Below are 24,176 nucleotides of genomic sequence, written 5' to 3' on the forward strand. Positions count from 1 at the left end.
TCTCCTCGTGCGCAGCGCGCCGCTCCCAGCAACAGGTGGAAGAAGAACATCTCCAGCTCGCGCGAGAGGTCCACCGTCCGAGCCGCGCTCTGTTGCTGGATTCGCGCCAGTGATTGCGAGACGCCACCGGAGCGCTCGAACAACACACGGTAGTCATTGACCTTCGCGAGGAACAGCTCCTGCTCGTCGAAGATGGCGAACTCGAGCACGTGCCCGTCGTCGTACAGCACCTTGAGGCCATGTGCCGTCTCCCGCACGCGCAGGGCGATGCGGCTGGCCTCTGGCAGCCACGACACGTCCTGGCGGAACTGCTCCTGCACTCCGGGGATGGTGATCACGAAGAAGTCGTGGTCCGACCACTCGTCCGGAGCGCGGCGCACCTCCGCCATGGAGCCCAGCGCGACGAGCGCCAGGACGCGTGGATCGGCTTCCAGGCGGACCCGCAGGTTCTGGGTGAACTGGTGGTAGGCGTCCAGGTGCATGGGAATGCTCCAGTGAGGGAGGGCACTGGAGCATAGAAGTCATCCCTTCACCACACCGTCGAAGGCACCGTAGCCGCCAGGTAAGGTAGGTGGCATGCCGCAGACGCCGTCCCTCCCCTCCGCCCGAGACCTGGAGTTGCACGCGGCGGGCGCGCCGCCCGCGCCGAGGACGCTGCTGCAACCCGGAGGCGAGGCCCTGGCCATGCTGGCGCGCCGGGGCTTCACCGCGACCGTGGCGCCGCTGGACCTGCCCTTCCCCGCCGACCTGGAGGCCCAGGCGGCCGAGCGGCTCGCCGAGCGGCTCGGCCACTACGCGTTCCGCCTCTTCCTGCGTGGCGCCATCCTGCGCCGGGCCCCCTTCACGCCAGAGGAGGCCACGCGCTACGTGGATGTCGAGCAGGCCCGGGGCTTCGCGGAGGAGCTGGTGGCGCTGGACCTGGCGGCGCGCGAGGACGGTGGGCGCTACCGGCTGCGCTACCCGGCGAACAACTTCGGCGGCACGCTGGAGTGGTACGTGGCACGCGAGCTGCGCGGGCGGCTGGGCTTCGACGTGGCGGCGGGCGTGAAGTTCCACGCGCGTGACGTGGGCGGCGACCTGGACGTGGTGGCCTCCGCTGAAGGCAAGCTGCTCTACCTGGAGATGAAGTCCTCGCCCCCCAAGCACCTGGCGCCGGACGAGGTGGGTGCCTTCTTCCGGCGCGTGCGCACGCTGCGTCCGCACCTGGCCGTCTTCGTCATGGACACCGCGCTGCGCCTGTCCGACAAGGTATTGCCGCTGCTCCAGGCCGAGCTGTCCACCCAACCCCCGCCCGAGCCCCGGCGCGTGGTGCGCGAGGTGTGGGCCCTCACCCCGTACCTCTACGTCGTCAACGCGCGGCAGGATCTGCTCGGCAACATCGGCGTGGCCATCGCGGAGGGCTTCCGCGCGCTCGCGCCGCCTCCTCCCTGAGCGGCCGGCCGAATCGTAGGGGACAAGGCGTCGGCTGACACGTCGTTGGCGCTGGCTGACATGTCGGAAACGCCGAGGACATGTCCTTTCCGTGGCCGCGGGCCCGGGAGAACCGTGGCCAGGAAAGGCCTGTTTCCCCTCTGGGCGCGAGCTCCGGGCAACAACCACGCTTATGACAGGCATGGTTGTTGCTTGGACACTTCACCAGGGGGGCCACGCACCTTGATGAGGCACCGTCTTTTCGTCCCAAAGAAACATGGGTTCCCCGGGTCGCGTCCGCAACCACAGGAACAGAAATGAAAATGTTCGCATTTCCTTCGTCGCGTCTCCGTCGAAGCTCCCTCCTCACCTTCGGCGTATTGCTGGCGGCCCTGCAGGCGTCGCCTGGCTTCGCACAACGCACTCTTCCCACACCTGCCCCCGCGCTCCCCACTGCTCCACCTGCAAAGCCGAGCGCCCTCAACAACGGCAGCGCGGCGGAAGCGTCCAAGTACTACAAGGAGCTCTCCGAGAAGCTGGGGTTTCTCACGCCAGCGACAATCGAAACACAGGCCAACCTGAAAGTGATGTTGGACTACCTCGGGTATCAGGCCCTCACCCCGGATGACATCGAATTCGCGACGCCAGAGTCGTTGATGGCGCCGGCCCCGCAGAAGCCAGGCAACATCTCTCAGGTGTTGTCTCCCGGGAGCAAGGTGTCGCTCCAGGCGGATACGGGCACGTTCTTCTCCCGCTGCAACAACTGCCAGCAGACCGTGAACAACGGTGCTCCGGACTCTGTCACCACCCACATCAACAACACGGCCTCCGCGCCCTTCGCCATCTTCGAGGTGGTCGACGCGGGCAACGGCAAGATCGCCCTCAAGGCGGACACCGGCAAGTTCGTGGCCCGGTGCAGGTTCTGCATCATCGGCGGGACCGCCCCGGACTTCGCGACGGTCCATGTGGCCGGACCGACACCGCCGGAGTTCGCCAAGTTCATCCCGGAGCTGCTGCCAAACGGAAAGATCGCCCTCAAGGCGGACACGGGGAAGTACATGAACCGGTGCCGCAACTGCTCACCCGGCGCCAGCACTCCCGACACGGTCGCGATCAACGCCACCGATCCCCGGAGCGATGCCACGGCCCAGTGGTCCGTCGTTTCGAGCAGCCCCGCCCCTACCCAGCGAGAGGGGGAGATCCTCGTCTCGCGCTTCTTCGCGCCGAAGATCGTCAACTTCGCTGTTCCTCCCGAGCAGCGAGAGATCGGCTGGCGCCGCCTGGTGCGCATCAACGCGCGCCCCGGTTCCGAGGCGCAGAAGCACTTCGTGGAGAGCGCCTGGATCCTCTTCAATCACTTCACCAAACCCCCTACCCACAGCCCTTTTGGTGGCAGCAACGTGCCCGCCCAGGAAGTGAAGCCTTCCCCCTGGGGCAACGTGGTGGTCTCCACCACGCCGCCGTCGAAGAAGAATGGCTCCGTCAACACGCAGGTGGCCCTCGTCACCCACTGCCCGCCGTCCCGCCCCCAGTGCCAGGAGGAGAAGCTGAACAGCATCTACTGGTTGGACTTCGGCCCTTCGGACAAGGGCTCCAAGCTCTCCTACCAGCTCGATGCGTTCTTCGATGCCGGCGCCCTGGCGGGCGCCGCGCCCTACTTCGTCCCCAACGGGTGTGATACCTGCCATGGCTCCCTGCGCGGGAATGCCGTGCTCAACCACCTCGACACGGACCACTGGTTGGATCGCCTCACGGACGGGGACTTTCCCGCCCTCGCCAGGCCCGACGCTCCCGCCCCGCTCTTCGATGCCGGCAAGGATACCCGGTCGGCCCAGTACACCGCGGCCTTCGGAATCCTGCGCAAGCTGAACCAGGAGATCGCGACCATGCAGCAGCGCACGAATCCGAATGCCTTCCACCTCGCCGCCACCCGGAAGTGGTTGGACATGCACAAGAGCTCGGCGCAGCCGGAGCTGGATCTCGTCAAGCGCTCCGTCGACTTCTTCAACACCGGCCACCCCCTCAAGAAGGACCGCAAGCCGGCCAACGGCACACTGAACTGGACGGCGAGCGCCGAGGATCGGGAGCTGCTGGGTCTGATGAACAAGTATTGCTATCGCTGCCACGGAGCGATCCGCTTCGACGTCTTCAGCAAGGACATGGTCGCGGATCAGAGCAGCCCCATCCTCGACCGGATCGATCCCAATCCCACCCAGCAGAAGATCCTCGGCTTCAAGATGCCGATCGATCGCGACATGGACCCCAAGGACAAGCAGCGCCTGCTCGAGCTCGTAGAGAAGCTGTACGACCAGACCCACTGATTCCCGGAGGAGCACACGTCATGACCCGATTCTTCAGAATCCACCCCGCCGTGGGCGTTGCGCGTGTCGGCAACTCCCCTGATGAGTTCTTCGTCGGTCCCGAGCGGCCCGGAGAGCCCCCCAACTTCGACCTGGCCCAGAAGAAGTTCCGGCCCTTCAAGGACAGCCAGGGCCGCATCAAGCGGCAGGCGGCCCGCTTCCGCGTCTTCGAGTACGAGCAGAAGAACGGGGTGATCTTCCCCGTGCGCGAGGTGACCGCGGGCGGTAACGGCGTCGTCAGCATCAAATGGAAGGTTCACCTGGCCAACCGCAAGGCGGCCTTCTTCACGTTCGACGGGCAGGATGGCGCGGACGGCAACTGGAAGGGTCCAGAGCCGGAGGAGGGCCAGCCTCGGGTCAACCTGCGCAATGCCCATGTCAAGGGCGCGGCCGAGCGGGAGCGGTTGCTCGTCATCGATCCTGGGCTCAAGACCGTCTCGGGCCGCAACCAGCCGCCCGTGCCCTTCACCAATACCAAGACCCACATTCCCATCGCCACGCTGGGAGAGCTGCGCACGGATGAGAATGGCAACCTGCTCGTGCTGGGCGGGCTGGGGCAGGCCAACGTGCTCCCCCAGGGCAAGCTCATCGACGACTACGTGAACAACGATCACTGGTTCGATGACATGTCGGATGGCCCGGTGAGCGCCGAGGTCACCTACACGGAGGGAGGCACGACCCAGACGGCGACGCTGGAGGGGGCCACCGGCTCCTGGGTGCTGGTGGGCCCGCCGGACTTCGCGCCCTCGGTGAGCAACGTCGTGCGCCTCATCGACACCATGTGGGACGTGGCGGTGCGCTTCCCCCAGGTGGACCTGTTCGAGACGGACGGCCTCTTCAGCCAGGGCCTGCTCGCCCGGCTCAGGCAGCAGCGGAAGGACTGGGATGAGCCGACGAAGTCCTTCAAGACGTACAAGCCCTCCTTCCGGCTGGAGATCTACCCGATTCTCGACCGCGCCCTGCAACACCGGCATGTCCACAACCCCGAGGCTTCCAAGGCCTTCCACGGAACCTTCGCGGGCATCGAGCTGGACCTGGGAACGGTGAGCTCCACCAAGGGCAAGCGCCTGCGCAAGACGATCTTCAACTACATGCGCGATCCCTCCAACAACAACAACGAACCCCTGCTGATGCCCAAGGGACTGGGCGACAACTACTCGGACTTCGAGGGGCCCAGGCCGGGCTACTTCATGACCCTCACGAGCGTGCAGTACGCACTGCTCAAGCGGTGGTCCGAGGGGGCGTTCGAGGAGGACTGGAACGAGCTGGCGCACAAGACCATCGATCCGGCCATCACCGCCGAAGGGCTGGAGCGGGCCGCGCTGGAGAACAGCGTGGGAGGCCCCTTCTTCCCCGGCATCGACTGCAGTTGGATGGTGCGCCTGCCCGAGCTGTACGCTTCACCCTTCCGCATCAAGCACTCGGGGGTGGCGTTCCCCAACACCGCCAGACTCCCCATCGGCCCGGGGTTCTTCTCCCAGCAGATGGCGCTGCCCTGGCAGGCGGACTTCTTCCAGTGCAAGAAGCAGTTCTTCCCCCAGGCGCATGTCAAATACGAGGGCGAGGGCATGTACCACATGTGGTGGTCCGCCCACCGCCCAGATGACGTCTACGAGAAGAAGGGGGACTTCCAGATGGTCTCCTGGACTCGCACGCTGGAGACGGTTGCCGCGGTCGAGGCGAAGAAACCGGAGCTGCAGAAGAGCGCGACCGAGGATGTGCCCGCCCTCGACCTGGCCATGTACATCCAGATGCTGAGGAACTGGCCGCAGCTCGGCTTCGTCATCAGCGAGGGAGACGCTCACTTCGAGACCCAGGAGCGCAGCGCCCCGACAGGGATTGCCGCCGTACGCAACGCGACCCGGATCCGGCTCAAGTCCTGGAAGACGGACTACCTGCAGCGCACCGACGCGGCTCAAGGCGTCACCACCTCGACCAGCGGAGCCGGCACGGAGTGGCTCGTGGAGTGGGTGGGCAACAACACGCTCAGGCTCAAGTCGTCGAAGGGAGACTACCTGCAGCGCACCGACGCGGCTCAAGGCGTCACCACCGGAGCCACCGGGGTCAACACGGTGTGGATCATCGAGGCCAACACCGACAAGTTCACGTTGAAGTCCTCGAAGGGCGACTGCCTGCACCGGCCCGATGCGGCTCCCAGTGTCACCACCTGGGGCGAGGGCATTGGCAACCTGTGGCACATCGAAGTGCTGGCGCCCACCAAGGTCTAGAACCCTCATGACCCTCCATCCCACCTCCACCCCAGCGGATCCGATGAACCCCATTTCCTCCGACGCGCGGGACTCGCGAGCCTCCTATGGAGTCGTGGTGGTGGGAGGCGGCGTAGCGGGCCTGAGTGCCGCCCTCACCCTGGTGAGGGCGGGCGTGTCCGCCTGCGTGCTGGAACGCACGGACTACTCACCCTGGCGCCCCGGGGAGACCCTCTCCCCGGTGGCCTACGCCGAGCTCCGGCAATTGCTGGCACCCGAGCCCTTGGAGACAGAGGGGTTCCTGGCATCGCATGGCCTGGAAGCCATCTGGGGCTCGGAGCAGCCTCACCACCACTCCTTCCTCACCAACCCCTACGGGGGCGGCTGGCATGTGGAACGCCGGCACCTGGATGCGCTGTTGGCCCGCCGCGCCCAGGCCCTCCAGGTGCCGCTGTGGCAGCGAACTTGTGTCACCCACCTGGAGCGTGAGGGGCACGGGTGGCGGGTACTGGCCAGCACGCCCCAGGGCCCGCTGGAGCTGCGATGCGAGGCCCTGGTGGATGCGACCGGGCGCTCGGCCCAGGTGGCACGGCACTGTGGCGTGCGGCGCCACGACCGGGATGCGCTGTGCAGCGTGTCGGCGATCGTGGACAGGCCGCCGGGCTTCCAGGAGCAGCAACTGGTGGTGGAGGCCACGTCCCTGGGCTGGTGGTACGCCGCGCCGCTGCCCCAGGGGCGCCTCATTCTCACGCTGATGAGCGACATGGATGTGTTGACGCGCCACGGTGCCTTCCAACCCGCGGGATGGAGCGCGCTCTTCACCACCACCCGGCACCTGGCCGACAAGGTGGGCCAGCTCCCGGCGGTGGGGCGGCTGCATGTCCGCCGCTGCGAGACGAGCAGTCTGGAGCAGGCGGCGGGGGCGGACTGGGTGGCGGTGGGGGACGCCGCGGCCATGTGGGATCCGCTCTCCTCGAGCGGCATCCTCAAGGGGCTGCGCACCGGGCGCGAAGCGGCGCGTGCCCTGTGTGCCACGCTGGGAGGAGATGGCGGAGCACTGAAGCAGTACGCCCAGCGGCGGACGGAGGAGTTCAACCGCTACCTGTCCGCGCGCCAGTCCCACTACGCCCTGGAGCAACGCTGGGCGGGAGAGGAGTTCTGGCGGCGCCGGGTGGAAGCAACGGAGGTGTGAGCTGGGAGAACCCAACAGGACCCATCATGCGCCTTGACTCAAGGGGTCAAATCCGCTCCCCTGTGCACGCGTGAAGCGCGCATGCACGAAGGGGCAGCTCTTGGCGAACGAGAAGACAGACAAGGACGGTGGGACGGGGCCATTCCAGCTCGGCAGGAGCTACGACGGGGTAGGGCCCGACCTGGGGAGCCTCCACGAGGCGCGGCATGAGGGCACGGGCAGGGCGGCACTGACACTGCTGCCCAGCGAGCGCGTGGACTGGCAACCCGAGGGTCCCTGGCGGGTACGGCTCTCCTGCGAGCCGGAGACCCCCTCGGTGACGCTGGAGGTGGAGCAGGCGCCCGCCTCGGCTCAGGTGAAGGAGCTGGCGGACATCCTCGTGCTGATGACCGCCGCGGTCGAACGCGTGGAGGACAATCCCCAGGTGCAGGCCCACCTCGCGCGAGGCCGGGTCAGCCCCTGGGAGCGCTGGGGCCCGCGAGCCGTCGCGGCCCTCGCCGTGCTCGCATTGGGCCTGGGTGTCTGGCCGCATCTGGCGCGCGCTCCCGAACGCCTGGAGCCCACCTCGATTGGCGTGGACTCCGGGAGACCGTCACAGAGCGATGCACCGGGGTTGATCAACACGGATGATTCACAGGCAGCGCCCATCACCTACCCGCTGCCCTGGGAGCCCTTCCGCAACCAGGCGAAGGCTCCCTGCCGGACCAAATCGGGTGAGGTCGAGATCAACGGAGGTTGCTGGGTGGCGCTCGAACGGCGACCGCCTTGCACCGATATCCAGGCCGAGTACCAGGGCAAGTGCTACATGCCCGTCTCGAAGGACCGGGGCCGTCCGCCCCAGTCCGTCGACCCCTGAGCACGCGGGGAAGCGGGCTCACTCGACCGTGCAGGTGTCATCGCAGAGGCAAGCGCTCCCGGAGCGATGGCATTTGATGATGCAGGTGCACTCCGAATCGAGGCAGTAGTTCGAACAGATCAAGGAAGCGGCCTCCGCCTCCCTGGTGGAAAGTCCTCCCACGACGCCTCCGACCACGACGCCCAGGACAAAGACAACCTTCACGATTCCCTTGCGCACGATGACCTCCTTCACGATGGACTGCACGGGTGGCGAGCTCATCTCATCCACCCCCTGCTATTACTTCACTTCTCAGGGGAGGTCGTCCAGGCCCAGGAGCCGGCCCAGCATCGCGTTGACCGCGGACTGGTGCTCGACGGGGACGCCGGAGAACACGTCGGTGAGGACGTTGTCGAAGAGCTCGCCCATCCTGTTCTGATCGTCCTTGAGGCCGCTGTTGAGGAAGTCGATCAGCGCCTCCTTGCCCGTTTTGGAGATCTCCCCGGCCAGCAGCCCCGCCGCGGGACCGCCAGCGGCCGTGGCCGCTCCCGTGAGCTTGCCCTCGAGGGGCTTGAAGATCATGTTCACCAACGCGGCGCGCGCCTCCTGCGAGTCCTTGTTCGCATCATAGGCGCCCTCGTAGCCCAGCGCGGCGGTGCCGACCAGGTAGCCCAGGAAGCCGCCGACGCGGTTGCGCTCGTCCTGGGTGGACGCACCGAGGAGCTCGCCTTTCAGCTCGCCCACCAGCGTGTTGACCTGTTGGACCACGGCGCCGTTGGGGTCGGGGTTCTCGAAGACGGACTCGCGGAAGTAGAGGGAGAGCGCCTCGCCCTTGGCGTCCATCGCCGGGTTGGCGCGCCGTCCCGAGGCAGGCAGGCCGGCCTCATCGGGCCGGGTGCCATCCGAGAGCCACTCGACGATGCCGCGGCTGTCCGAGAGGAAGAGCTGATCCAACCCGGCCCGCAGGCTCGCGTTGTCGTTGCCCTGCTCATCCAGGGTCCTGGCCGCGGTGCCGAACACCTGCGCCTTGTGCAGCTGGGCATCGGGTCCGTTGTAGTTGGCCATCATCCCGACGACCTGCTCCAGGCCGTCATGCTGCATGGAGGCAAAGCCACTGTGGAACGAGTCCCGGCTGTGGGGCGGGAGGTCGCCCAGGCCCTTGTCGAGCATGGAGAGGAAGTCGTCACCCCACGCCTGCGCGTACTCGTTGACCAGGGTCTGGCTGCCCGCCAGGACGTTGCCGGCGGCGCGCGCCATGAAGGGGTCGCTCCTGGCCTGCTCCCTGGCCGCGTCGAGGTAGCCGCGCCGGGCCGCATCCAGCCCGGGTCCCCCCTGCCGCAGCAGGAGCGAGGCCTCGGCGTTGCCCTCGCGCGCCAATCGCGTGCCCACCTCGGTCTGGAAGCTCGCGGGCATCGTCCCCAGGGCCGTGGCGATCGAATTGAAGGAGCTCCGCAGCGCCGCGTCATTGGGGAAGAACTGGGAGTTGTCGTTGAAGGTCCCGTTCACCGTGTCGGCGACCAGCTCAGAGGTCTCCTCGGGACCGAGGGCGTTGAAGACCTCGGGAAGCTTCTCTGGGCCATTGGCCGCGAGCCAGGCCATGTCCTGGGACCGGAGCTGCGTGCCATTGAATCCCTCGTAACGGGCGTTGTTCGGATCGGACAGCCACTCCGCCGCCTGCTCCGGGCTCTCTGGAGGGGGACCCGCGTAGAAGGAGGGGTCGACGCCCGTCGCGGGAGGAATGGTCGTGCTGCCAGCGGCGCCCCCAGTGGCGGTCACGGAGGCCGGAGTGCCGCCCGTTGCCGCCGTGGTGTTTTGTTGGGGAACCTGCCGCTGAGCGTTCAGTGGCGTGCCGCTGAGCGTGGACCCCAGGTCCACCGGCCGGGCCCGTGGCGGATCAAACCCGTCAGACACCTGCGTCGGAGAGGTCCTGGAGGGCGGAGGCGGAGGCGGAGGCGGTTTGACTTCCTTCTGCTGGACTTCCTTCTTCGGAAGCGCAGCGGAAGTGGAGGAGTTTCCAGTCAGTTTCACGGCCATGGTGCCCACCTGCCTTCGCGCTGGAGGCGTTCGCTCCAGAGGGTTCAGGGGAATTATCCATACCGGTTCGTATGGAGTTTCCCCGGGCGGCCATTCGACCGATGGGCTGACATCGGTGGATGTCGCACCCGTCAAACCGGAGCGCCGTGCTGGGCCGCGAGCGAGCGCCGATCGACCTTCCCCGCGCTGGTGCGCTGCAGGGCCGCCAGGAAGCGGACGGAGCGGGGCTGCTTGTAGCGGGCGAGCCGGTCCTGGCAGAACTCGAGCAGCTTCGCCTCGGTGAGGTCCGCTCCGGGCCGCATCACCACGAGGGCCCGGGGCACCTCGCCCCACTTGGGGTCGGGCACGCCAATGACACACACCTCGGAGACCTCGGGGTGGGCGGCGAGCACGTTCTCCACCTCGGAGGGGTAGATGTTCTCTCCGCCGGAGATGATGAGGTCCTTGCTGCGTCCGATGATGGTGAAGCACCCGTCCGCGTCGCGCCGGGCGAGGTCTCCGGTGTGAAGCCAGCCGCCCGCGAAGGTCTTCGCGGTCTCCTCCGGGCGGCGCCAGTAGCCGGCGCACAGGTGGGGTCCGCGCAGGAGCAGCTCGCCCTCCTCGCCATCACCTTCGAGGCGCGCCTCCACATGGAACAGGGGCACGCCGACGGAGCCTGGCTTGCGGTGCACGTCACCCGAAGGGAGCCAGAAGTTGTTGGGCCCGGCCTCGGTGAGCCCGTAGCCCGTCTTGAAGTCCACGCCGCGAGCGAAGAAGCGCTCGAAGACGGGCTGGGGGCACGGGGCGCCACCGCTGATGAGCAGCTTGAGGCGGGAGAAGTCCACCGAGTCGAAGCGCGGATGGCGCTGCATCTCGATGAACATGGTGGGCACGCCGAAGAAGAGGTTGATGGCGCCGCGATGGATGAGATCGAAGACCTGCTCGATGGAGAAAGAGCGGGCGACGATGGTGGTGCCGCCCACGTAGACGAGGGGCGTGGTGAAGACGTTGAGGCCGCCGGTGTGGAAGAGGGGCGCGTTGAGGAGCGCGGTGTCCTCGGAGGAGAGGCCCCAGCTGACGACGGTGTTGGCGGCGTTGGCGGTGATGGAGCGGTGGGTGAGGATGGCGGCCTTGGGGATGCCGGTGCTGCCGCCGGTGTAGCAGAGCACCCAGGGGTCCTCGGGCTCGAGGTCCACGGAGGGCAGCGGCGCGTCCGAGAGGGAGTCGCGGAAGCTGAACGGGATGTCCTCGGGGCGCGAGGCCGGGTCTTCCAGATGGACGAAGTGCCGGACGCAGGAGGCGAGCGGGCGAACGGCCTCGACCTGGGATTGGAAGTCGGGACCGTGGACGAGGACGACGGGCTCGGCGTCGGCGAGGAGGGCGGCGAGCTCGGAGGAGCTGAGACGCCAGTTGAGGGGCTGGAGGATGGCGCCGAGCTTGCCGCAGGCGAAGAGGAGATCGAGGAACCCGGTGCAGTTCATGGCGAGCACGGCGACGCGGTCACCACGGCGGACACCGAGGACATCGTGAAGGAGACGGGCGGTGCGATTGGCGGAGGAGTTCCACTCGCGCCAGGAGATGGGGCGGTCGCCGTGGAGGGCGTCGATGAGGGCGATGCGCTCGGGGGCGAGGGAGGCGCGGCGGGCGAGCCAGTCGTGGACGATGGGCACGAGACACTCCGGCAGGCAACAACCCCTCTCCCTCCGGGAGAGGGACGGGGTGAGGGTAGATTCGGATCCCAGGTTGGACCCTCTCCCTCTGGGAGAGGGACGGGGTGAGGGTAGACCGGAGCCACTCAGGAAGAAACCCGTCCCCGTTCCCCCGCCATACCGAGCGCCGCTGGGCCAAAGCCCCCACCCGGAATACCGTGCGCTCCCCCACCCGGAGCCCCGATGCGCCCCTCCGCGCTCTGCCTCGCCCTGCTGCTGACCACGACCGCCGCGGCCAAACCCCAGGCCCGGAATCCCGTCTCCCCCACCCGTTCACGCAGTCTGGAGACAGAGCTCCTGCGAGCGGTACGCGAGGTGGGCTTCGAACGGGTACGCGACTGGAGACACAAGGGCGAGCGCATCGCGCACATGCCGAACGTGGACGTGGCGGTCATCGAGCTGGACGCGGAGGGAAAGCCGGTGGCGGCGGCGAACGTGCTGTTGTCGAGGGACTACCCGAAGGGCCGGGCGGTGCCGCTGGACGGGAAGACCCTGGGGACGAAGGCGGTGCGCTTCACGAAGTGGGACCTGGAGCGCTGGGACGGCAAGAAGGGCTGGGCGGACGCGCCGGCCGAGGACGACCTGGTGCCGGGACGAAGGAAGGCGCCGTTGCGCTTCATGGCGCCCTACCCCGCGTCACTCTTCAAGATCCTCATCGCGTACCGGGTGATGAAGCTGGTGGACCGAGGGGAGCTGACGCTGGACACGCCGTACCGCTTCATGAGGGACACGGAGGACAAGGGCGAGCGGCCAGTGCGGGACTGGCTGGAGCCGATGATCGTCGAGTCGAACAACGGCGCGACGGAGGCACTGGTGAAGCTGCTGCACGAGCGGGGGGCGATGGAGGGGCTGAACGCGGAGTACGCGGCACTGGGACTGGGGACGCTGCAGGTGAACGGGACATCTCCGGTGACGGGGAGGAACTGGCAGCCGGGGAGCATCCACATGACGGCGCTGGACACGGCGAAGCTGTTCCTGCTCATCGAGGGAGGGCCGGGGGTGCTGTGGAAGACGCCAGCAGGGCGCGAGGTGAAAGCGACTGAGCTGTCCGAACCGTCGAGAACCTTCCTGAAGGGACTGTTGGCGGACCAGGGATACGCGGAGGGCCTGAGCTCGACGCTGGTGTGCGGAGACCCGAATGCACGGCCGGGACTACCCGTGGCGGTACCGGCGAGGTGGCTGGCGGAGGACGGAACGGCGACGGTGGGGAGCACAGCGTTCAAGAGGGACACGCGGCCGTGCAACGCGGTGGCGGAGGTGGAGTTCCTGCACAAGACGGGGCAGACGGAGAACTACGGGAGCGACGCGGGAATCGTGCGAGCGCTGCCAGGCAAGGAGCCGAGACACTACGTCATCGCGTTCCTGTCGAACCTGGGCTACCGCTACTACGACGAGGGAGTCGCGGGCACGGCGAACTTCGAGGACGAGGAGAACGGCTTCCCCGGGACGGTGACGGCGATCGGCTTCACGCAGAGCATCGCGGAGCTGGGCCGCCGCATCGACGAGACCATGAAGCGACGGGGCCTCGTGAAGCGGTAGCCGCACAGGAAGAAACGCCAACGAAGAAGCATGACTCCAACCACCCCACCGCAGCAGTCACTTCCCAGGGCATGACGATTCAGGTTGTCATGAGGGGTGGGACTCCGCTATCCAGAGGCTGAGGCAGGAGGGAGTCATGGACGAGGAGTCACTGCGGAGAAAGCTGGCCGCCATCGAGGCACTCTTCGCTGGGGCCACCACCACGGGAGAGCGAGAGGCAGCAGAAGCCGCGCGCGAACGCATCCTCGCCAGGTTGAAGGCCGCCACCGAGACGCAGCCTGCGGTGGAGTACAAGTTCTCTCTGGCGGACGAATGGCAGCGCAGGCTGTTCGTGGCCTTGTTGCGCCGGTACGGTCTGGAGCCCTACCGCTACCGGGGGCAGCGGTACACCACGGTCATGGTGCGGGTTCCCAAACGTTTCGTCGATGAGACACTCTGGCCTCAGTACCAGCAGCTCGCCGCGACCCTGCGTGGCTGGTTGGACGAAGTGGCCGAGCGCGTCATCCGTGAAGTGCTTCAAGCGGAAGGCGGCAACGTCGAGGAGAAGACCGCCAGTCCACAATTGGAGCCTGGCTCGTAAGCCCGAAGCACTCCACGCTCCTCACGGCACGAGCACGAGCTTGCCCACGGTGGAGCCGGACTCCAATGCGCGGTGCGCGTCGGCGACCTGGTCGAGCGGGAAGCGTGTAACGGGTGGCGCCGTGATTCGCCCCTCCTCCACCCACGCGAGCAACCGCCCCATGGCCTCGGCGAGCACGTCCCGCTGCTCGAAGAGATAGGACAGGTTGAAGGCCATCACGCTCGCGTTCGCGTTGGTGAGCGAGAGCGGGTCGAAGCGCGGGGTGCGCAGGAAGTCCGCGGCGAGCTTCACCCAGTTGGGCCGGCCACCCTCGCGCGGCAACATGGAGTGGAAGCCATAGATGACGAGCTTGCCGGGACGGGCGAGGTGCTCGTAGCTCTGGCGGAGCGTCGAGACGCCATTGGCATCGAGCACCACGTCATAGCCACGGGGAGCGGCCCGCTCGGCGGCGCGCCAGAGGTCCTCGCGGCTCTTGTCGATGACGACCTCGGCGCCGAGCGCCCGCGCGGTCTCCACCTTGTGACTGGAACCGACGACGCCCACGGTGCGGCAGCCCGCGATGCGCCCCAGTTGCAGCAGCGCCCCGCCCACGCCACCCGCGGCCGAGTGCACGAGCAACGTGTTCCCCGGGCGCGGGTGGGCCAGTTCGAAGAGGGCGTAGTACGCGGTGAGGAAGACGGTGGGAAAGCCAGCGGCCTGGGCCATGTCGAAGCGCGCGGGCAGCGAAAACACCTGGTGCCGGGGCACGGCGACATGGGTGGAGTAGCCCCCGAAACGGGTGACCCCGAACACCCGGGCACCCGGCGTCAGGTCCGTGACGGCCGAGCCCACCGAGGACACGGTGCCAGCGAACTCGAAGCCCGGGGTGATGGGCCAGCCCACGTACTCCTTGGCCGAGGCATACAGCCCCATGCGGATGACGCAGTCGGCGTAGTTGACGCCGATGGCCTCCGTGGTGACGACGACCTCCTCGGGAGCGGGAGTCGGATCCGGCTGCGTCTGGAGCGTGAGCCGGTCGTAACCGCCGGCACGGGGGATGACCACCTTGCGCATGGTCCAGACATAACCCCACCCCTCCCGCGCCGGGCTCCTGAAAAGAGGGGGACCTCCCGGGCGCGTTCTTCAGCAACTGGTCCGACCATCGGACCAGTTCGCGCGAAATGCGACCGGACCCCAGACCTTCCCTCAGCCCTGGGTGCCCGACCCGCCCTCGTCGAACGGAAGCGCCACGGTGGCGGAAGTCTCGGCCTCTTGCTGCTCGATCGCGGGGGCCGGCGTCGCGGCGGCCTCGTCATCGAACGGGAGCACCACGGACTGCGCCACCTGCCCCCGCGCAGCAACGGGAGGAGGCTCGACATGAACCTGCGCGGGCGCCGGAGCCGAGGTGGCCACCTGCTCCGCGACGATCACGGAGGGCTCGCCCGCGACCGGCTCCGCCGCACCCGGGCCCGCGACCTCTGCGTCCAACCCGGGCACGAGGTGGGCGATGTCATCCAGGCTGGCGAGGAACGAGTCTCCCCCTGAGTCCCCGAAATCCCCCCCGCCCTCCTCCAGGTTCGCGATGTCATCCAGGCTGGCGAAGAACGTCTCCGCGCCCGGGTCGCTGTAGGCCTCCTCCGCCTCCTCGACGCCGCCAGCCTCATCCAGTTCCTCCTGGAGCGCGGAGAGCTCCGCCTGCATCCAGTCGTCCTCCCCGGCGACGGCGCCGGTCCCTGCCTCCACGGAAGCCGCCTCGGCCTGCTCCGCCGCGACACGCTCCTCCCGCGCCACCGCCGCGTACGCACTGGCCCTCGCCAGCTGCGCGAGCAGGACGCCCGAACCGGCCTCGGCGCCCGGGAGCGGGCCCTTCTTCGCGTCCGCGCCCCCCTTCAGGTCCACGAGCTCGCGCTGGGCGGTCTCATATCCATCCTTGAGCGTCAGCTTCGCGCGCAGCTCGGTGCTCTGGCGCTCCTGCGCGGCCCGCTCCGCCTCGAGTGCCTCCAGCTCGGCCTGGTGCTGGGCATTGAGCGCCTCCAGCACCTCCTCCTCGGACTTCAGCTCCGTGTCCTCGGTGCCAATGGGCTTCTCGACGGCATCGACGCGCCGCTGCCCCTGGATGAGGCCAGGGGTCTGGACGAAGGGGTTGAAGCTTCCAATCCGCCGGATGCTCATGAACGGTCCTTGCTTGGGCACACGGGGGGTGCCTCGTCGTTGGATTGTCGCAACAAGACGGCCCGGGTTGCGAACACCCCGGGAGAGAGACCCGCCGCATCACCGGCTCCCTCGCTTGTCTTCGTTTCGGACAGGCGACTGTCGCGTTTCAGGACACATCGACCTTCTTCTCAACCCCTTGTTTTCCAAGGAAAAAAGAGCCGAAGTGTCAAGGCCTTTGACGCACAACGACATTGTCGCATGGAGTCAGGGGGCACCAGGACGCCTCGTGGGAGCTGGCCCAACCTACGGGAATCATTGAGCAATCGGCCCTGGCACGGAGGCTGCTTCAGGAGGGTCCATTCCATTGAAAGGAACTCTGATGATCAAGTCCCGTTCCGTCGCGTTGCTGGCTGGTGTGACCCTCCTTGGAACCGCGTGTGGTGGCTCCGACGAGTCCACGACTCCCGAGCCCATGATGTCGTGGGAGGAGTTCCGCGCGAACGTCTTCCAGGAGCCGGAGACCGGCGCCTTCATCTTCGCGGGTGACCAGAAGGTGGACAGCGAGCAGGAGCTGCGCGACGCGTACCAGCAGATGGCCAACGGGGACGTGGGCCAGCTGGCGGGTGGCCTGGCCGTGTACAGCTCGGGCGGCAAGGACATCAAATGGACGGCGAGCCAGGCGCTCAACATCACCTACTGCGTGAGCACGAAGTTCGGGAGCAACTACAGCAAGGTGGTGAGCTCCATGAACACCGCGGCGGGCGCCTGGGAGGGCGCGGGCAAGGTGAACTTCATCCACGTGTCGGCGCAGGACAGCAACTGCACCAGCCGTAACAGCAACGTGGTGTTCGACGTGAACCCGGTGAATGTGAGAGGCCAGTACCTGGCGCGCGCGTTCTTCCCGAACTCGAGCCGCAGCAGCCGCAACGTGCTCATCGACAACTCGGCCTTCCAGCCGGGCGCGCCGGGCCTGGACGGGATTCTGCGGCACGAGCTGGGCCACACCCTCGGCTTCCGCCACGAGCACACCCGTCCCGAGGCGGGCGCGTGCTACGAGGACGGCCAGTGGCGTGCGCTGACGGCGTACGACAGCAGCTCGGTGATGCACTACCCGCAGTGCAACGGCACCAACACGTGGAACCTGACGCTGACGAACCTGGACAAGCAGGGCACCAGCATCCTCTACCCGTAATCCAGCCGGCGCGAGCGCCAGGTTGAGAGGACCACGGGCGGCTCCGGAAAGGGGCCGCCCGTCGTCGTTTTCACGGAGCGGGGCGGTAGGTGCCGAAGCTCCAGACGTGGCCCTCCGGGTCTCGCGCGGCGTACTCGCGGCTGCCGTAGCTGGTGTCATGGGGCTCCATGACGATGACGGCGCCGGCGGCCCGCGCCCGGGCGCAGTGAGCGTCCGGATCGCGCACGTGGACATAGGGACCCATGCCCGAGCCGCCGAACACGTCATCCTTGATGCTGCCCATCATGAGGATGCCGTTGCCGAAGCGCAGCTCGGCGTGGGCGATGGTGTCGTTCGGGCCGGGCACCACCATGTGCGACTCGAAGCCGAAGGCCTGGGCCAACCACTTGAGGGCAGCGGGCGCGTCCTTGTAGCGCATGCAGGGATAGAAGGTCGGGGCGGTCTCGGGATTGGACGGGGTCATGGCGGTCTCCTGAGGTATCGAGAAGAAGGTAGACCCCGGCGGCGCCGCCGTATTGGACGGATTTCACCTCATCATCCCGTCGGGGTCCGCCATGCGCTGACGCAGGAATTCTCCGGGGCTGGAGCCGGTGAACTGGCGGAACTCGCGGATGAAGTGGGCCTGGTCATAGTAGCCAAGCGAGAGCGCGAGCGAGCCCCAGTCAGGCGTGGCACCGGCCTTCAACTGGCGGATGGCTCCCTCGAAGCGGCAGATGCGGGAGAACAGCTTGGGCGGTACACCCACGTGCTCGCGGAAGCGGGCGATGACGTGCTTGTGGCTGTAGCCGAGCTCGTCGGCGAGCGCGCCCGCCTCGACCCGGCCGCCAGTCTCGACGAGCCGGCGGACGGCCCAGTCGACCCACTCCGGCACCGCGCGCGTGGCATGGATGCGGGTGGCGATGACCCGGTCGAGCAGGTCGAAACGGGCCTCCCATTCTGGGAGCCCGAGCAGCTGCTCCCGGAGCAGGGAGCCCTCGGCGCCCATGACGTCCTCGAGCCCCACCACCCGGTGGGCCAGCTCATCCATGGGAAGCCCGAAGAACAGACGGGCGCCGAGCGGCGTGAAGTTCACCTGCAGGCCGGACATGGCGCCCGGGGTCTCGGTGAGGGAGTAGGTTTCGTGCAGGCCGGCGACGAAGCCGGCGGTGTGCCGCGCCGCCAGCGAGCCGTCTCGCGCGTCGAGCAGGTGGAGGGGCGGCCCGAAGTCGATGATGAGCACGACCTGGGGTGCGGAGAGCTCGCGGCGGCGCAGGGGATGGGGGGTCTTCTCGAAGTAGCCGCAGTAGTCGCGCACATAGCCCGCCAGGCGCGGAGCGGGCTGGCCGAGCGCCAGCATCCAACCGCCGCTCGGCGACTCCTGACGCACGACCTGGACGCGAGAGCCGGGCGCGAGCATGTCCCTACCGACGATACACAGTGCCGTTCTTCATGACGAAACGAACCCGCCGCAACGAGGAGATGTCCTGGGTGGGATCTCCCTGGACGGCGACGAGGTCGGCGAGGAGGCCCTGCTTCACCTGACCGATGCGGTCCTCCATGTGGAGCATGCGCGCGTTGACGGAGGTGGCGGCCTTGAGCGCCTGCAAGGGGGGCATGCCGTAGGCGACCATCAACTCCAGCTCGCGGACGTTGTCCCCGTGGGCGAACACCCCCACGTCACTGCCGTTGCAGATCTGCACCCCCGAGTCGAGGGCGGCGCGGAAGCTGGCGCGCTTCTGCTGGATGGAGGCGGGCTCGGGGTCGGAGCCCTTCTTCCAACCGCCGTACTGCTGGATGGCATCACCGGCGGCGACCGTGGGGCAGAAGAAGACGCCGTACTGGGCCATGAGCTTGAAGACCTCCGGGGTACCACCGTCACCGTGCTCGATGGTCTCGACCCCGGCGAGCACGGCGCGACGCATGCCCTCGGCGGTGCTGGCGTGGACGACGACGGGGCGGCCACCGTCGCGAGCGGTCTGGACGATGAGCTTCAGCTCCTCGAGGGAGAAGGTGGGGAGCGCCTCGCCCCTGGGACCCCAGCGGTAGTCGCCATAGACCTTGATCCAATCGGCGCCCCGGCCCATCTGCCCGCGGACGGCGCGGATGAGGCCATCGGACCCATCGGCCTCCTCGGCGCCCTGGGGGACGTGCCACTCGGGCGCATAACCCTTGGGAGCATAGGAGCCGGTGGCGACGATGGCGCGGGTGGTGGCGAGCACGCGGGGCCCGGGGATGATGCCCTGCTGGATGGCCTGCTTGAGACCCACGTCGGCGTCGGCGGCGCCCTCGGTGCCGAGGTCCCGCACGGTGGTGAAGCCGGCGAGCAGGGTGTCATGGGCATGGCGGGTGGCGCGGGCGACGCGGAGGGCGAGCGACTCACGGAGCACCTGATCATTCCAGGACGTCTCGTTGTAGGGGTGGAGGAGCAGATGCGAGTGCCCCTCGATGAGACCAGGAAGCAGGGTGGTGCCAGGAAGGTCGATGCGCTCGGTGCCCGAGGGGGCTGACACCTGGGAGGCGGGACCGACGGCGGCGATGCGGTCACCGCGAACGAGCACGACCCAGCCCTCCTGGGGCTTGGCGGAGACGCCGTCGAAGACGCGAGCGGGCCGCAGGAGGAACGAGGTGGAGGGAGCCGAGGCCTGTGCGGACGCCATGGAAGGCACGACACAGAGGAGCGCGACGAAGAAGGCGAGCAGGTGGCGCATGGAGGGCGAGGAGAAGAACGAGAGACAGGCCAGCGACCTATCACAAATACGCCCGCTCCCCTCCTCCCCTTCCCACCCTCTCCCGCCGGGAGAGGGCCGGGGTGAGGGTACGTGTCACCGTGCTCCACCCCGTGAGCCGCTACTCGTCCTCTTCGACCGAGGAAGCATCCTTGCCATAAGGAGGACCGGACACACCGGAGAGCTGCCGTTCCTTGAGCTCCTTGTCGCGTTCGAGGTCGGCGTAGGTCATGCCCGGGGACTCGGGACCGGGGCGCCGTGCCTCGTCCCCGGAGTGGCCGCGGAAGCGAGAAGAGAGCTTCTGCCAGAGGCTCATGGACGATCTCCCATGCGGCGAAGGGCCGCGTACCCGGAGAAGATGGGACGCCGGAGCGAAGCGTGAGGAGGTGAACCGAGCGAGCCCTTCCCGCGCGGAGCATCGTGCGCTCCCATGCCTGGAAGCTCGGAAGGCACGTGCAAAGAGGCGGACTTTGGCGCAGAACGCGAGGGGAGAACGAGCGCGCGCCGTATGGCGCGAGGACGGACAGGCGGCAGATGCACGAAGTGACTGCGGGAGCATCGGGGAAGGTGGCGTCGTGGTTGGAGCTGTCGGCGGGGGCACTCGCCGCGAACGTGACCACGCTGCGCAAGCTGTCCGCGGACACGGGGGGGCCGAAGGCACTGGGCGCGGTGCTGAAGGGCAACGCGTACGGACACGGCCTGACGCAGATGCTGCCGCTGGTGCACCCGCTGGTGGACATCCTCTATTTCATCACGCCGGGGGACGCGCTGACGGCGCGGGCCTTCGAGCAGGCGCGGGGCCTGCCGCGCAAGCAGGTGTTGGTGATTGGCGCCATGGACGCGGAGGAGGCGGTGGCGCTGGCGCGGGCGGGGGTGGAGGTGGTGGTGGGGGACGGCGCGTGGGAGCACATCGTGGGGGAGCTGCGCCGCGCGAAGCTGGAGCACCCGCTGCGGGCGCACGTGCACGTGGACACGGGGCTGGGGCGCGAGGGCTTCACCCCGGGGCAGATCGCTGGAGGCGAGCTGGACTTCCTGCGGGAGGCGTCGGACGTGCTGAAGGTGGTGGGGGCGCTGAGCCACTTCGCCAACACGGAGGACGTGACGGAGCAGACCTACGCGGAGACACAGGTGGACGTCTTCGAGGGAGGGCTGATGGCGTTGCGCGCGAGCCTGCCGGTGCAGGAGCCGTTGCAGCGGCACATGGCGGCGAGCGCGGCGACGCTGGTGCTGCCGAGGGCGAGGTACGACGCGCAGCGGGTGGGCATCTCGCTGTACGGGCTGTGGCCCTCGACGGAGACGAGGCTGTCGGCGCGGCTGGTGCTGGGCCGGGTGCCGGAGCTGAGGCCGGTGTTGTCGTGGCGATGCCCGAGCCAGGTGGTGAAGTGGCTGCCGGCGGGGAGCTACGTGGGGTACGGGTGCACGTACCGGTGCCCCGAGGCGACGAGGGTGGCGGTGCTACCGGTGGGCTACTTCGACGGCTATCCCCGGTTGTTGTCGGGGAAGGCGCACGTGCTGGTGAACGGCCGGAGGTGCCCGGTGCTGGGGCGCGTGATGATGAACCACATCATCGTGGACGTGACGCGGGCCACGCACGACGAGCGGCCGGTGACGGCGACGCTCATCGGCAAGGACAGCGACGAGCACCTGCACGTGGAGAACCTGGCGGACTGGGCACAAACCATCAACTACGAGCTGGCGACGAGACTGGGAGCGCACCTGAGAAGGGTCGTGGTCCCCTGATCGCCCACCTCTCAGAGGACCCCTGGTCGAACCCTACCGTTGCATATCCGGGCTGCACCCGAACACAGACATATCCTCCGTCACCGTGGAACACACCCAACCCGGGCCACAGGAATTCAAGTCCCCGGGGTCGCACTTGCGAAAGCAGGTGCTGACGGTGGGGCTGCCCACGCCGCAGACATCGCCCGAGGGACAGCTCTCGGAGCGAAGCGGATTGCAGACCCGGGCGCACCAGAAGACGGCGCGGCCACGGGACATGCGCATGTTGCAGCGCTCGCCCTCGGCGCACGGGTTCTCGCGGCAATCCCCCTGGGAGTCCACGAGACACTGATACTGCCCCTCCGGGATGCGGGTGCAGCGCTGCCCATCGGGACAGCCGAGGCGCTGACAGTCCGGGGCACACCCGGGACCCTGGAGACTGTCGGAACAAACGAAGCCCGAGGCACAGCGCGCGGAACCATCGAGTGAACAGGGCTCGGAGCACACCTGATTCACACACCGCAGCCCCTCGCGACAGGAGCTGGCGGGCGAGACGGCGATGGAGTCACACGGCTCACCCGCGCTTCGCTGTCCCTCGGGGGTACAGCGGCGGATGACGGAGCCGGTGGCGCCCGTCGTCACGGGGCGGCAGACCGAGCCGGGGAAACAGTGCGTGTCCTCCTCGCACTCGGAGGCCATGCATTCGAAGCGGCGCGTCTCGCGATTGGCGACACATCCCTGACCGGCCGGACAGTCCCCATCGACACGGCAGCTGCCACAGTCGAGCCCATTCGCCGTCCGTTTGCAGCGCATCGCCGCGGCCGGGAGCCCATCGGGTGAACGCTCCTGGGAAACCAGGGGAAGAACCGAGACAGGGGGAGGCGAAGCGGAGGAGACCTGGGGCTCGGGCTCGGGAGCAGGCTCGGGCGGGCTCTGTAATACCGGCCGGGAGTGGGCCCAGGGGACGGCCGCGACGATCCGCGAGGCGGAGGAGGCGGCGAAGCTGGCATCGACGACGGAGGCGCCACCGGGGAGGGCGCGATGCCGGGGACGTTCGCGAGGGTCCTCGGGGGAAGGGACGAAGAGCCCCGCGAGAAACGGAGCGGGTGAGGCAGTGGCGAGCTGCCAGCAGACGAACACCGCCACAACGACCAGGGTGACCTTGAGGATCACCCTCCTCGGGCGTGTCGGCTCACGCCACATGTCCTGCGCCTCTCATGTCATCCCCTCCGTGACGGCCATTGCATTCACGGTGCGACGGGCCCCTGGGGGCCCTCCTCCCTCATTGTCCGAGGGAGGAGTGACGCGGTTTCCGCACCAGGCTTCACATCCGTACCGCTTCCGTCAGCAGGCGTAGGTCGAGCAACACATGAGGTAGCCACCATCCTCCGCGCAACCGCACGGGAGGCAGTTCCAACACTCCCTGCCGATAGCATAGGCCGATCCGCCCCCGATAGCGGCGGCGACAGCAATGGCCAGCAGCCAACGACGCAAATGGGTCTTCTTGTCCGGTTTCATGACGTCCTCCTTCGGGCTCACCACTGCGGAACGACATCCCTCACAGCGCGACGCCCTCGGGTGGTGCCAGGAAGGCCCCACTCCGTCCGCGCAGCTGCAACTCGAATCGGGCCCGCCCATCCCTCGGCAGGGCCCGGGTGATGACGACGAGCCACCCCCACCCTCCGGGCGGGAGTGACACGGGCCCCATGCGGAGGGCCAGCACCTCCACCTCCTCCCCTCCCTCCGCATGACGCACCCGCACGTCGCCGGGCTCCCAGCGCCGCGACGGCTCCGGGTCGCGCACCCTCACCACGAAGCCGGACAGCCCTCCGGCATGGAACAGCCGCCGCTCCCCCTCGAACCCCGCCCGCGACTCCGCCAGCCGCGCGGCCCACACCTCGGACACCAGCAACGCCACCTCGCGTGCGTCCGGAGCCAGAGACGGGGTCGGTGCGGACCTGGAGACCCGCACCTGCACATCCACCTCGGAGGAGCTGCGGGCGAGGACGAAGGGCACCTCGGTCCCATCCGAGAGCACGACCTTCAAGGACACCCGCTCGCCGTGGGGAAGCTCCTCGCGCGGGGTGACGACGAGGAAGCCATTGCCCACCAGCAGGGGCTCGAAGTGGGCGTGCCCGTCGTCCTCCAGACGGGTGCGCACCGCATCGAGCGCGGTGTCGAAACGGAGTCGCGTCGCCGTCCTGGGGGCCACGCGTACCTCCTCGGTCCCACCCGACACCGTCACGGCCCGGAGCCTCGGCTTCTTCGCCATCGGCTGCGCCGCTTCCACCGCCCCCACCGCGGAGAGACACATGGCCAGGATGGGCATGACGCGGAGAGTCATCCCGGCGTGTCCTGACCTCATGCGTTACCCAACCTAAGCAGGGGGAGAATTCTTGGGGAGGGCTGAAGTCGGTTTTCCGTGAACCGCCCGACTCCGACGCAAGTACGAGTCTCCCGTGCGGACACGCACGCTCACGCAATGCGTCACGAATTCGCGTGTTTGACCGGCGTGAAACGTCTGGGCTATCAAACCTGAAACTTGAATCAGTCATCATCTCCCAACTCCGAAGGAGCGGCGC

General features: G+C 68.0%; 21 protein-coding genes. 9 read left to right on the plus strand and 12 right to left on the minus strand.

What is annotated here, in order from left to right; genetic code table 11:
• Positions 1-482: hypothetical protein (locus NR810_RS36300; RefSeq protein WP_257459277.1), on the minus strand; the 482-nt coding region annotated here is incomplete at its 3' end.
• Between the two features lie 94 nt (positions 483-576).
• Here NR810_RS36300 and NR810_RS36305 point away from each other — a divergent pair.
• From NR810_RS36305 to NR810_RS36325, 5 genes are all read left to right on the plus strand, one after another.
• A complete protein-coding gene (locus tag NR810_RS36305) occupies positions 577-1,431 on the plus strand; it encodes a DUF1887 family protein (protein WP_257459278.1) in 855 nt (284 codons plus the stop codon).
• A gap of 296 nt (positions 1,432-1,727) precedes the next feature.
• On the plus strand, positions 1,728-3,731 hold the full coding sequence (locus NR810_RS36310) for a fascin domain-containing protein (protein ID WP_257459279.1): 2,004 nt from the start codon (positions 1,728-1,730) through the stop codon (positions 3,729-3,731).
• A gap of 20 nt (positions 3,732-3,751) precedes the next feature.
• Entirely contained in the window at positions 3,752-5,998 is a 2,247-nt protein-coding gene (locus NR810_RS36315) for a LodA/GoxA family CTQ-dependent oxidase (protein WP_257459281.1), read from the plus strand.
• 7 nt (positions 5,999-6,005) lie between these two features.
• Positions 6,006-7,169 (plus strand): NAD(P)/FAD-dependent oxidoreductase, encoded by a 1,164-nt coding sequence (locus tag NR810_RS36320; RefSeq protein WP_257459283.1) that lies wholly within the window; start codon positions 6,006-6,008, stop codon positions 7,167-7,169.
• A 100-nt stretch (positions 7,170-7,269) separates the two neighbouring features.
• Complete coding sequence (locus NR810_RS36325; protein WP_257459285.1) at positions 7,270-8,025, plus strand: hypothetical protein; 756 nt, start codon at positions 7,270-7,272, stop codon at positions 8,023-8,025.
• 18 nt (positions 8,026-8,043) lie between these two features.
• Here the strand turns inward: NR810_RS36325 and NR810_RS36330 are convergent, their stop codons facing one another.
• The 3 genes from NR810_RS36330 to NR810_RS36340 all read right to left on the minus strand — a co-directional run bounded on the left by NR810_RS36330 (position 8,044) and on the right by NR810_RS36340 (position 11,687).
• A complete protein-coding gene (locus tag NR810_RS36330; RefSeq protein ID WP_257459286.1) occupies positions 8,044-8,271 on the minus strand; it encodes a hypothetical protein in 228 nt (75 codons plus the stop codon).
• 45 nt (positions 8,272-8,316) lie between these two features.
• Entirely contained in the window at positions 8,317-10,038 is a 1,722-nt protein-coding gene (locus NR810_RS36335) for a hypothetical protein (RefSeq protein WP_257459287.1), read from the minus strand.
• Between the two features lie 131 nt (positions 10,039-10,169).
• Positions 10,170-11,687 (minus strand): acyl-CoA synthetase, encoded by a 1,518-nt coding sequence (locus NR810_RS36340; RefSeq protein WP_257459289.1) that lies wholly within the window; start codon positions 11,685-11,687, stop codon positions 10,170-10,172.
• A 222-nt stretch (positions 11,688-11,909) separates the two neighbouring features.
• On the opposite strand from NR810_RS36340, the gene NR810_RS36345 reads away from it, so the two are divergent.
• Together NR810_RS36345 and NR810_RS36350 are read left to right on the plus strand one after the other, a co-directional pair.
• Positions 11,910-13,265, plus strand: a complete 1,356-nt coding sequence (locus NR810_RS36345; protein WP_257459290.1) for a class A beta-lactamase-related serine hydrolase — start codon at positions 11,910-11,912, stop codon at positions 13,263-13,265.
• Between the two features lie 136 nt (positions 13,266-13,401).
• On the plus strand, positions 13,402-13,845 hold the full coding sequence (locus NR810_RS36350) for a hypothetical protein (RefSeq protein ID WP_257459291.1): 444 nt from the start codon (positions 13,402-13,404) through the stop codon (positions 13,843-13,845).
• Positions 13,846-13,866: 21 nt separating this feature from the next.
• Here the strand turns inward: NR810_RS36350 and NR810_RS36355 are convergent, their stop codons facing one another.
• Positions 13,867-14,898, minus strand: coding sequence for a synaptic vesicle VAT-1 family membrane protein (locus NR810_RS36355; RefSeq protein ID WP_257459292.1), 1,032 nt, complete (start codon positions 14,896-14,898; stop codon positions 13,867-13,869).
• Between the two features lie 132 nt (positions 14,899-15,030).
• Complete coding sequence (locus tag NR810_RS36360; protein ID WP_257459293.1) at positions 15,031-15,996, minus strand: coiled-coil domain-containing protein; 966 nt, start codon at positions 15,994-15,996, stop codon at positions 15,031-15,033.
• A gap of 361 nt (positions 15,997-16,357) precedes the next feature.
• On the opposite strand from NR810_RS36360, the gene NR810_RS36365 reads away from it, so the two are divergent.
• The gene (locus tag NR810_RS36365; protein ID WP_257459295.1) at positions 16,358-17,170 is read left to right on the plus strand and encodes a M57 family metalloprotease; all 813 of its coding nucleotides are present in this window, start codon (positions 16,358-16,360) and stop codon (positions 17,168-17,170) included.
• A 70-nt stretch (positions 17,171-17,240) separates the two neighbouring features.
• Here the strand turns inward: NR810_RS36365 and NR810_RS36370 are convergent, their stop codons facing one another.
• The 4 genes from NR810_RS36370 to NR810_RS36385 all read right to left on the minus strand — a co-directional run bounded on the left by NR810_RS36370 (position 17,241) and on the right by NR810_RS36385 (position 20,191).
• Complete coding sequence (locus NR810_RS36370; protein WP_257459296.1) at positions 17,241-17,633, minus strand: VOC family protein; 393 nt, start codon at positions 17,631-17,633, stop codon at positions 17,241-17,243.
• A 63-nt stretch (positions 17,634-17,696) separates the two neighbouring features.
• Complete coding sequence (locus NR810_RS36375) at positions 17,697-18,566, minus strand: helix-turn-helix domain-containing protein (protein WP_257459297.1); 870 nt, start codon at positions 18,564-18,566, stop codon at positions 17,697-17,699.
• Between the two features lie 4 nt (positions 18,567-18,570).
• The gene (locus NR810_RS36380) at positions 18,571-19,806 is read right to left on the minus strand and encodes an amidohydrolase family protein (protein WP_257459299.1); all 1,236 of its coding nucleotides are present in this window, start codon (positions 19,804-19,806) and stop codon (positions 18,571-18,573) included.
• Between the two features lie 190 nt (positions 19,807-19,996).
• Positions 19,997-20,191 carry a hypothetical protein gene (locus NR810_RS36385; protein ID WP_257459301.1) on the minus strand — a complete coding sequence of 65 codons (195 nt, stop codon included), beginning with the start codon at positions 20,189-20,191 and terminating at the stop codon, positions 19,997-19,999.
• A gap of 218 nt (positions 20,192-20,409) precedes the next feature.
• Between NR810_RS36385 and alr the strand changes: the two genes are divergently transcribed.
• The gene (gene alr, locus NR810_RS36390; RefSeq protein ID WP_257459302.1) at positions 20,410-21,615 is read left to right on the plus strand and encodes an alanine racemase; all 1,206 of its coding nucleotides are present in this window, start codon (positions 20,410-20,412) and stop codon (positions 21,613-21,615) included.
• 33 nt (positions 21,616-21,648) lie between these two features.
• Here the strand turns inward: alr and NR810_RS36395 are convergent, their stop codons facing one another.
• Complete coding sequence (locus tag NR810_RS36395; protein ID WP_257459303.1) at positions 21,649-22,767, minus strand: hypothetical protein; 1,119 nt, start codon at positions 22,765-22,767, stop codon at positions 21,649-21,651.
• A gap of 385 nt (positions 22,768-23,152) precedes the next feature.
• Positions 23,153-23,938: a DUF2381 family protein gene (locus NR810_RS36400; RefSeq protein ID WP_257459304.1), complete on the minus strand. Its 786-nt coding sequence runs from the start codon at positions 23,936-23,938 to the stop codon at positions 23,153-23,155.
• Positions 23,939-24,176 lie beyond the last annotated feature (238 nt).

Origin of the sequence: Archangium lipolyticum (assembly GCF_024623785.1) — a bacterium.
Taxonomy (GTDB): Bacteria; Myxococcota; Myxococcia; order Myxococcales; family Myxococcaceae; genus Archangium; species Archangium lipolyticum.

What these genes read in the sequence shown, in the direction of transcription:
- NR810_RS36305 (WP_257459278.1), top strand. Translation starts at nt 577, where the DNA reads ATGCCGCAGACGCCGTCCCTCCCCTCCGCCCGAGACCTGGAGTTGCAC.
- NR810_RS36310 (WP_257459279.1), top strand. Translation starts at nt 1,728, where the DNA reads ATGAAAATGTTCGCATTTCCTTCGTCGCGTCTCCGTCGAAGCTCCCTC.
- NR810_RS36315 (WP_257459281.1), top strand. Translation starts at nt 3,752, where the DNA reads ATGACCCGATTCTTCAGAATCCACCCCGCCGTGGGCGTTGCGCGTGTC.
- NR810_RS36320 (WP_257459283.1), top strand. Translation starts at nt 6,006, where the DNA reads ATGACCCTCCATCCCACCTCCACCCCAGCGGATCCGATGAACCCCATT.
- NR810_RS36335 (WP_257459287.1), bottom strand. Translation starts at nt 10,038, where the DNA reads ATGGCCGTGAAACTGACTGGAAACTCCTCCACTTCCGCTGCGCTTCCG.
- NR810_RS36345 (WP_257459290.1), top strand. Translation starts at nt 11,910, where the DNA reads ATGCGCCCCTCCGCGCTCTGCCTCGCCCTGCTGCTGACCACGACCGCC.
- NR810_RS36350 (WP_257459291.1), top strand. Translation starts at nt 13,402, where the DNA reads ATGGACGAGGAGTCACTGCGGAGAAAGCTGGCCGCCATCGAGGCACTC.
- NR810_RS36355 (WP_257459292.1), bottom strand. Translation starts at nt 14,898, where the DNA reads ATGCGCAAGGTGGTCATCCCCCGTGCCGGCGGTTACGACCGGCTCACG.
- NR810_RS36360 (WP_257459293.1), bottom strand. Translation starts at nt 15,996, where the DNA reads ATGAGCATCCGGCGGATTGGAAGCTTCAACCCCTTCGTCCAGACCCCT.
- NR810_RS36365 (WP_257459295.1), top strand. Translation starts at nt 16,358, where the DNA reads ATGATCAAGTCCCGTTCCGTCGCGTTGCTGGCTGGTGTGACCCTCCTT.
- NR810_RS36370 (WP_257459296.1), bottom strand. Translation starts at nt 17,633, where the DNA reads ATGACCCCGTCCAATCCCGAGACCGCCCCGACCTTCTATCCCTGCATG.
- NR810_RS36375 (WP_257459297.1), bottom strand. Translation starts at nt 18,566, where the DNA reads ATGCTCGCGCCCGGCTCTCGCGTCCAGGTCGTGCGTCAGGAGTCGCCG.
- NR810_RS36380 (WP_257459299.1), bottom strand. Translation starts at nt 19,806, where the DNA reads ATGGCGTCCGCACAGGCCTCGGCTCCCTCCACCTCGTTCCTCCTGCGG.
- NR810_RS36385 (WP_257459301.1), bottom strand. Translation starts at nt 20,191, where the DNA reads ATGAGCCTCTGGCAGAAGCTCTCTTCTCGCTTCCGCGGCCACTCCGGG.
- alr (WP_257459302.1), top strand. Translation starts at nt 20,410, where the DNA reads ATGCACGAAGTGACTGCGGGAGCATCGGGGAAGGTGGCGTCGTGGTTG.
- NR810_RS36400 (WP_257459304.1), bottom strand. Translation starts at nt 23,938, where the DNA reads ATGACTCTCCGCGTCATGCCCATCCTGGCCATGTGTCTCTCCGCGGTG.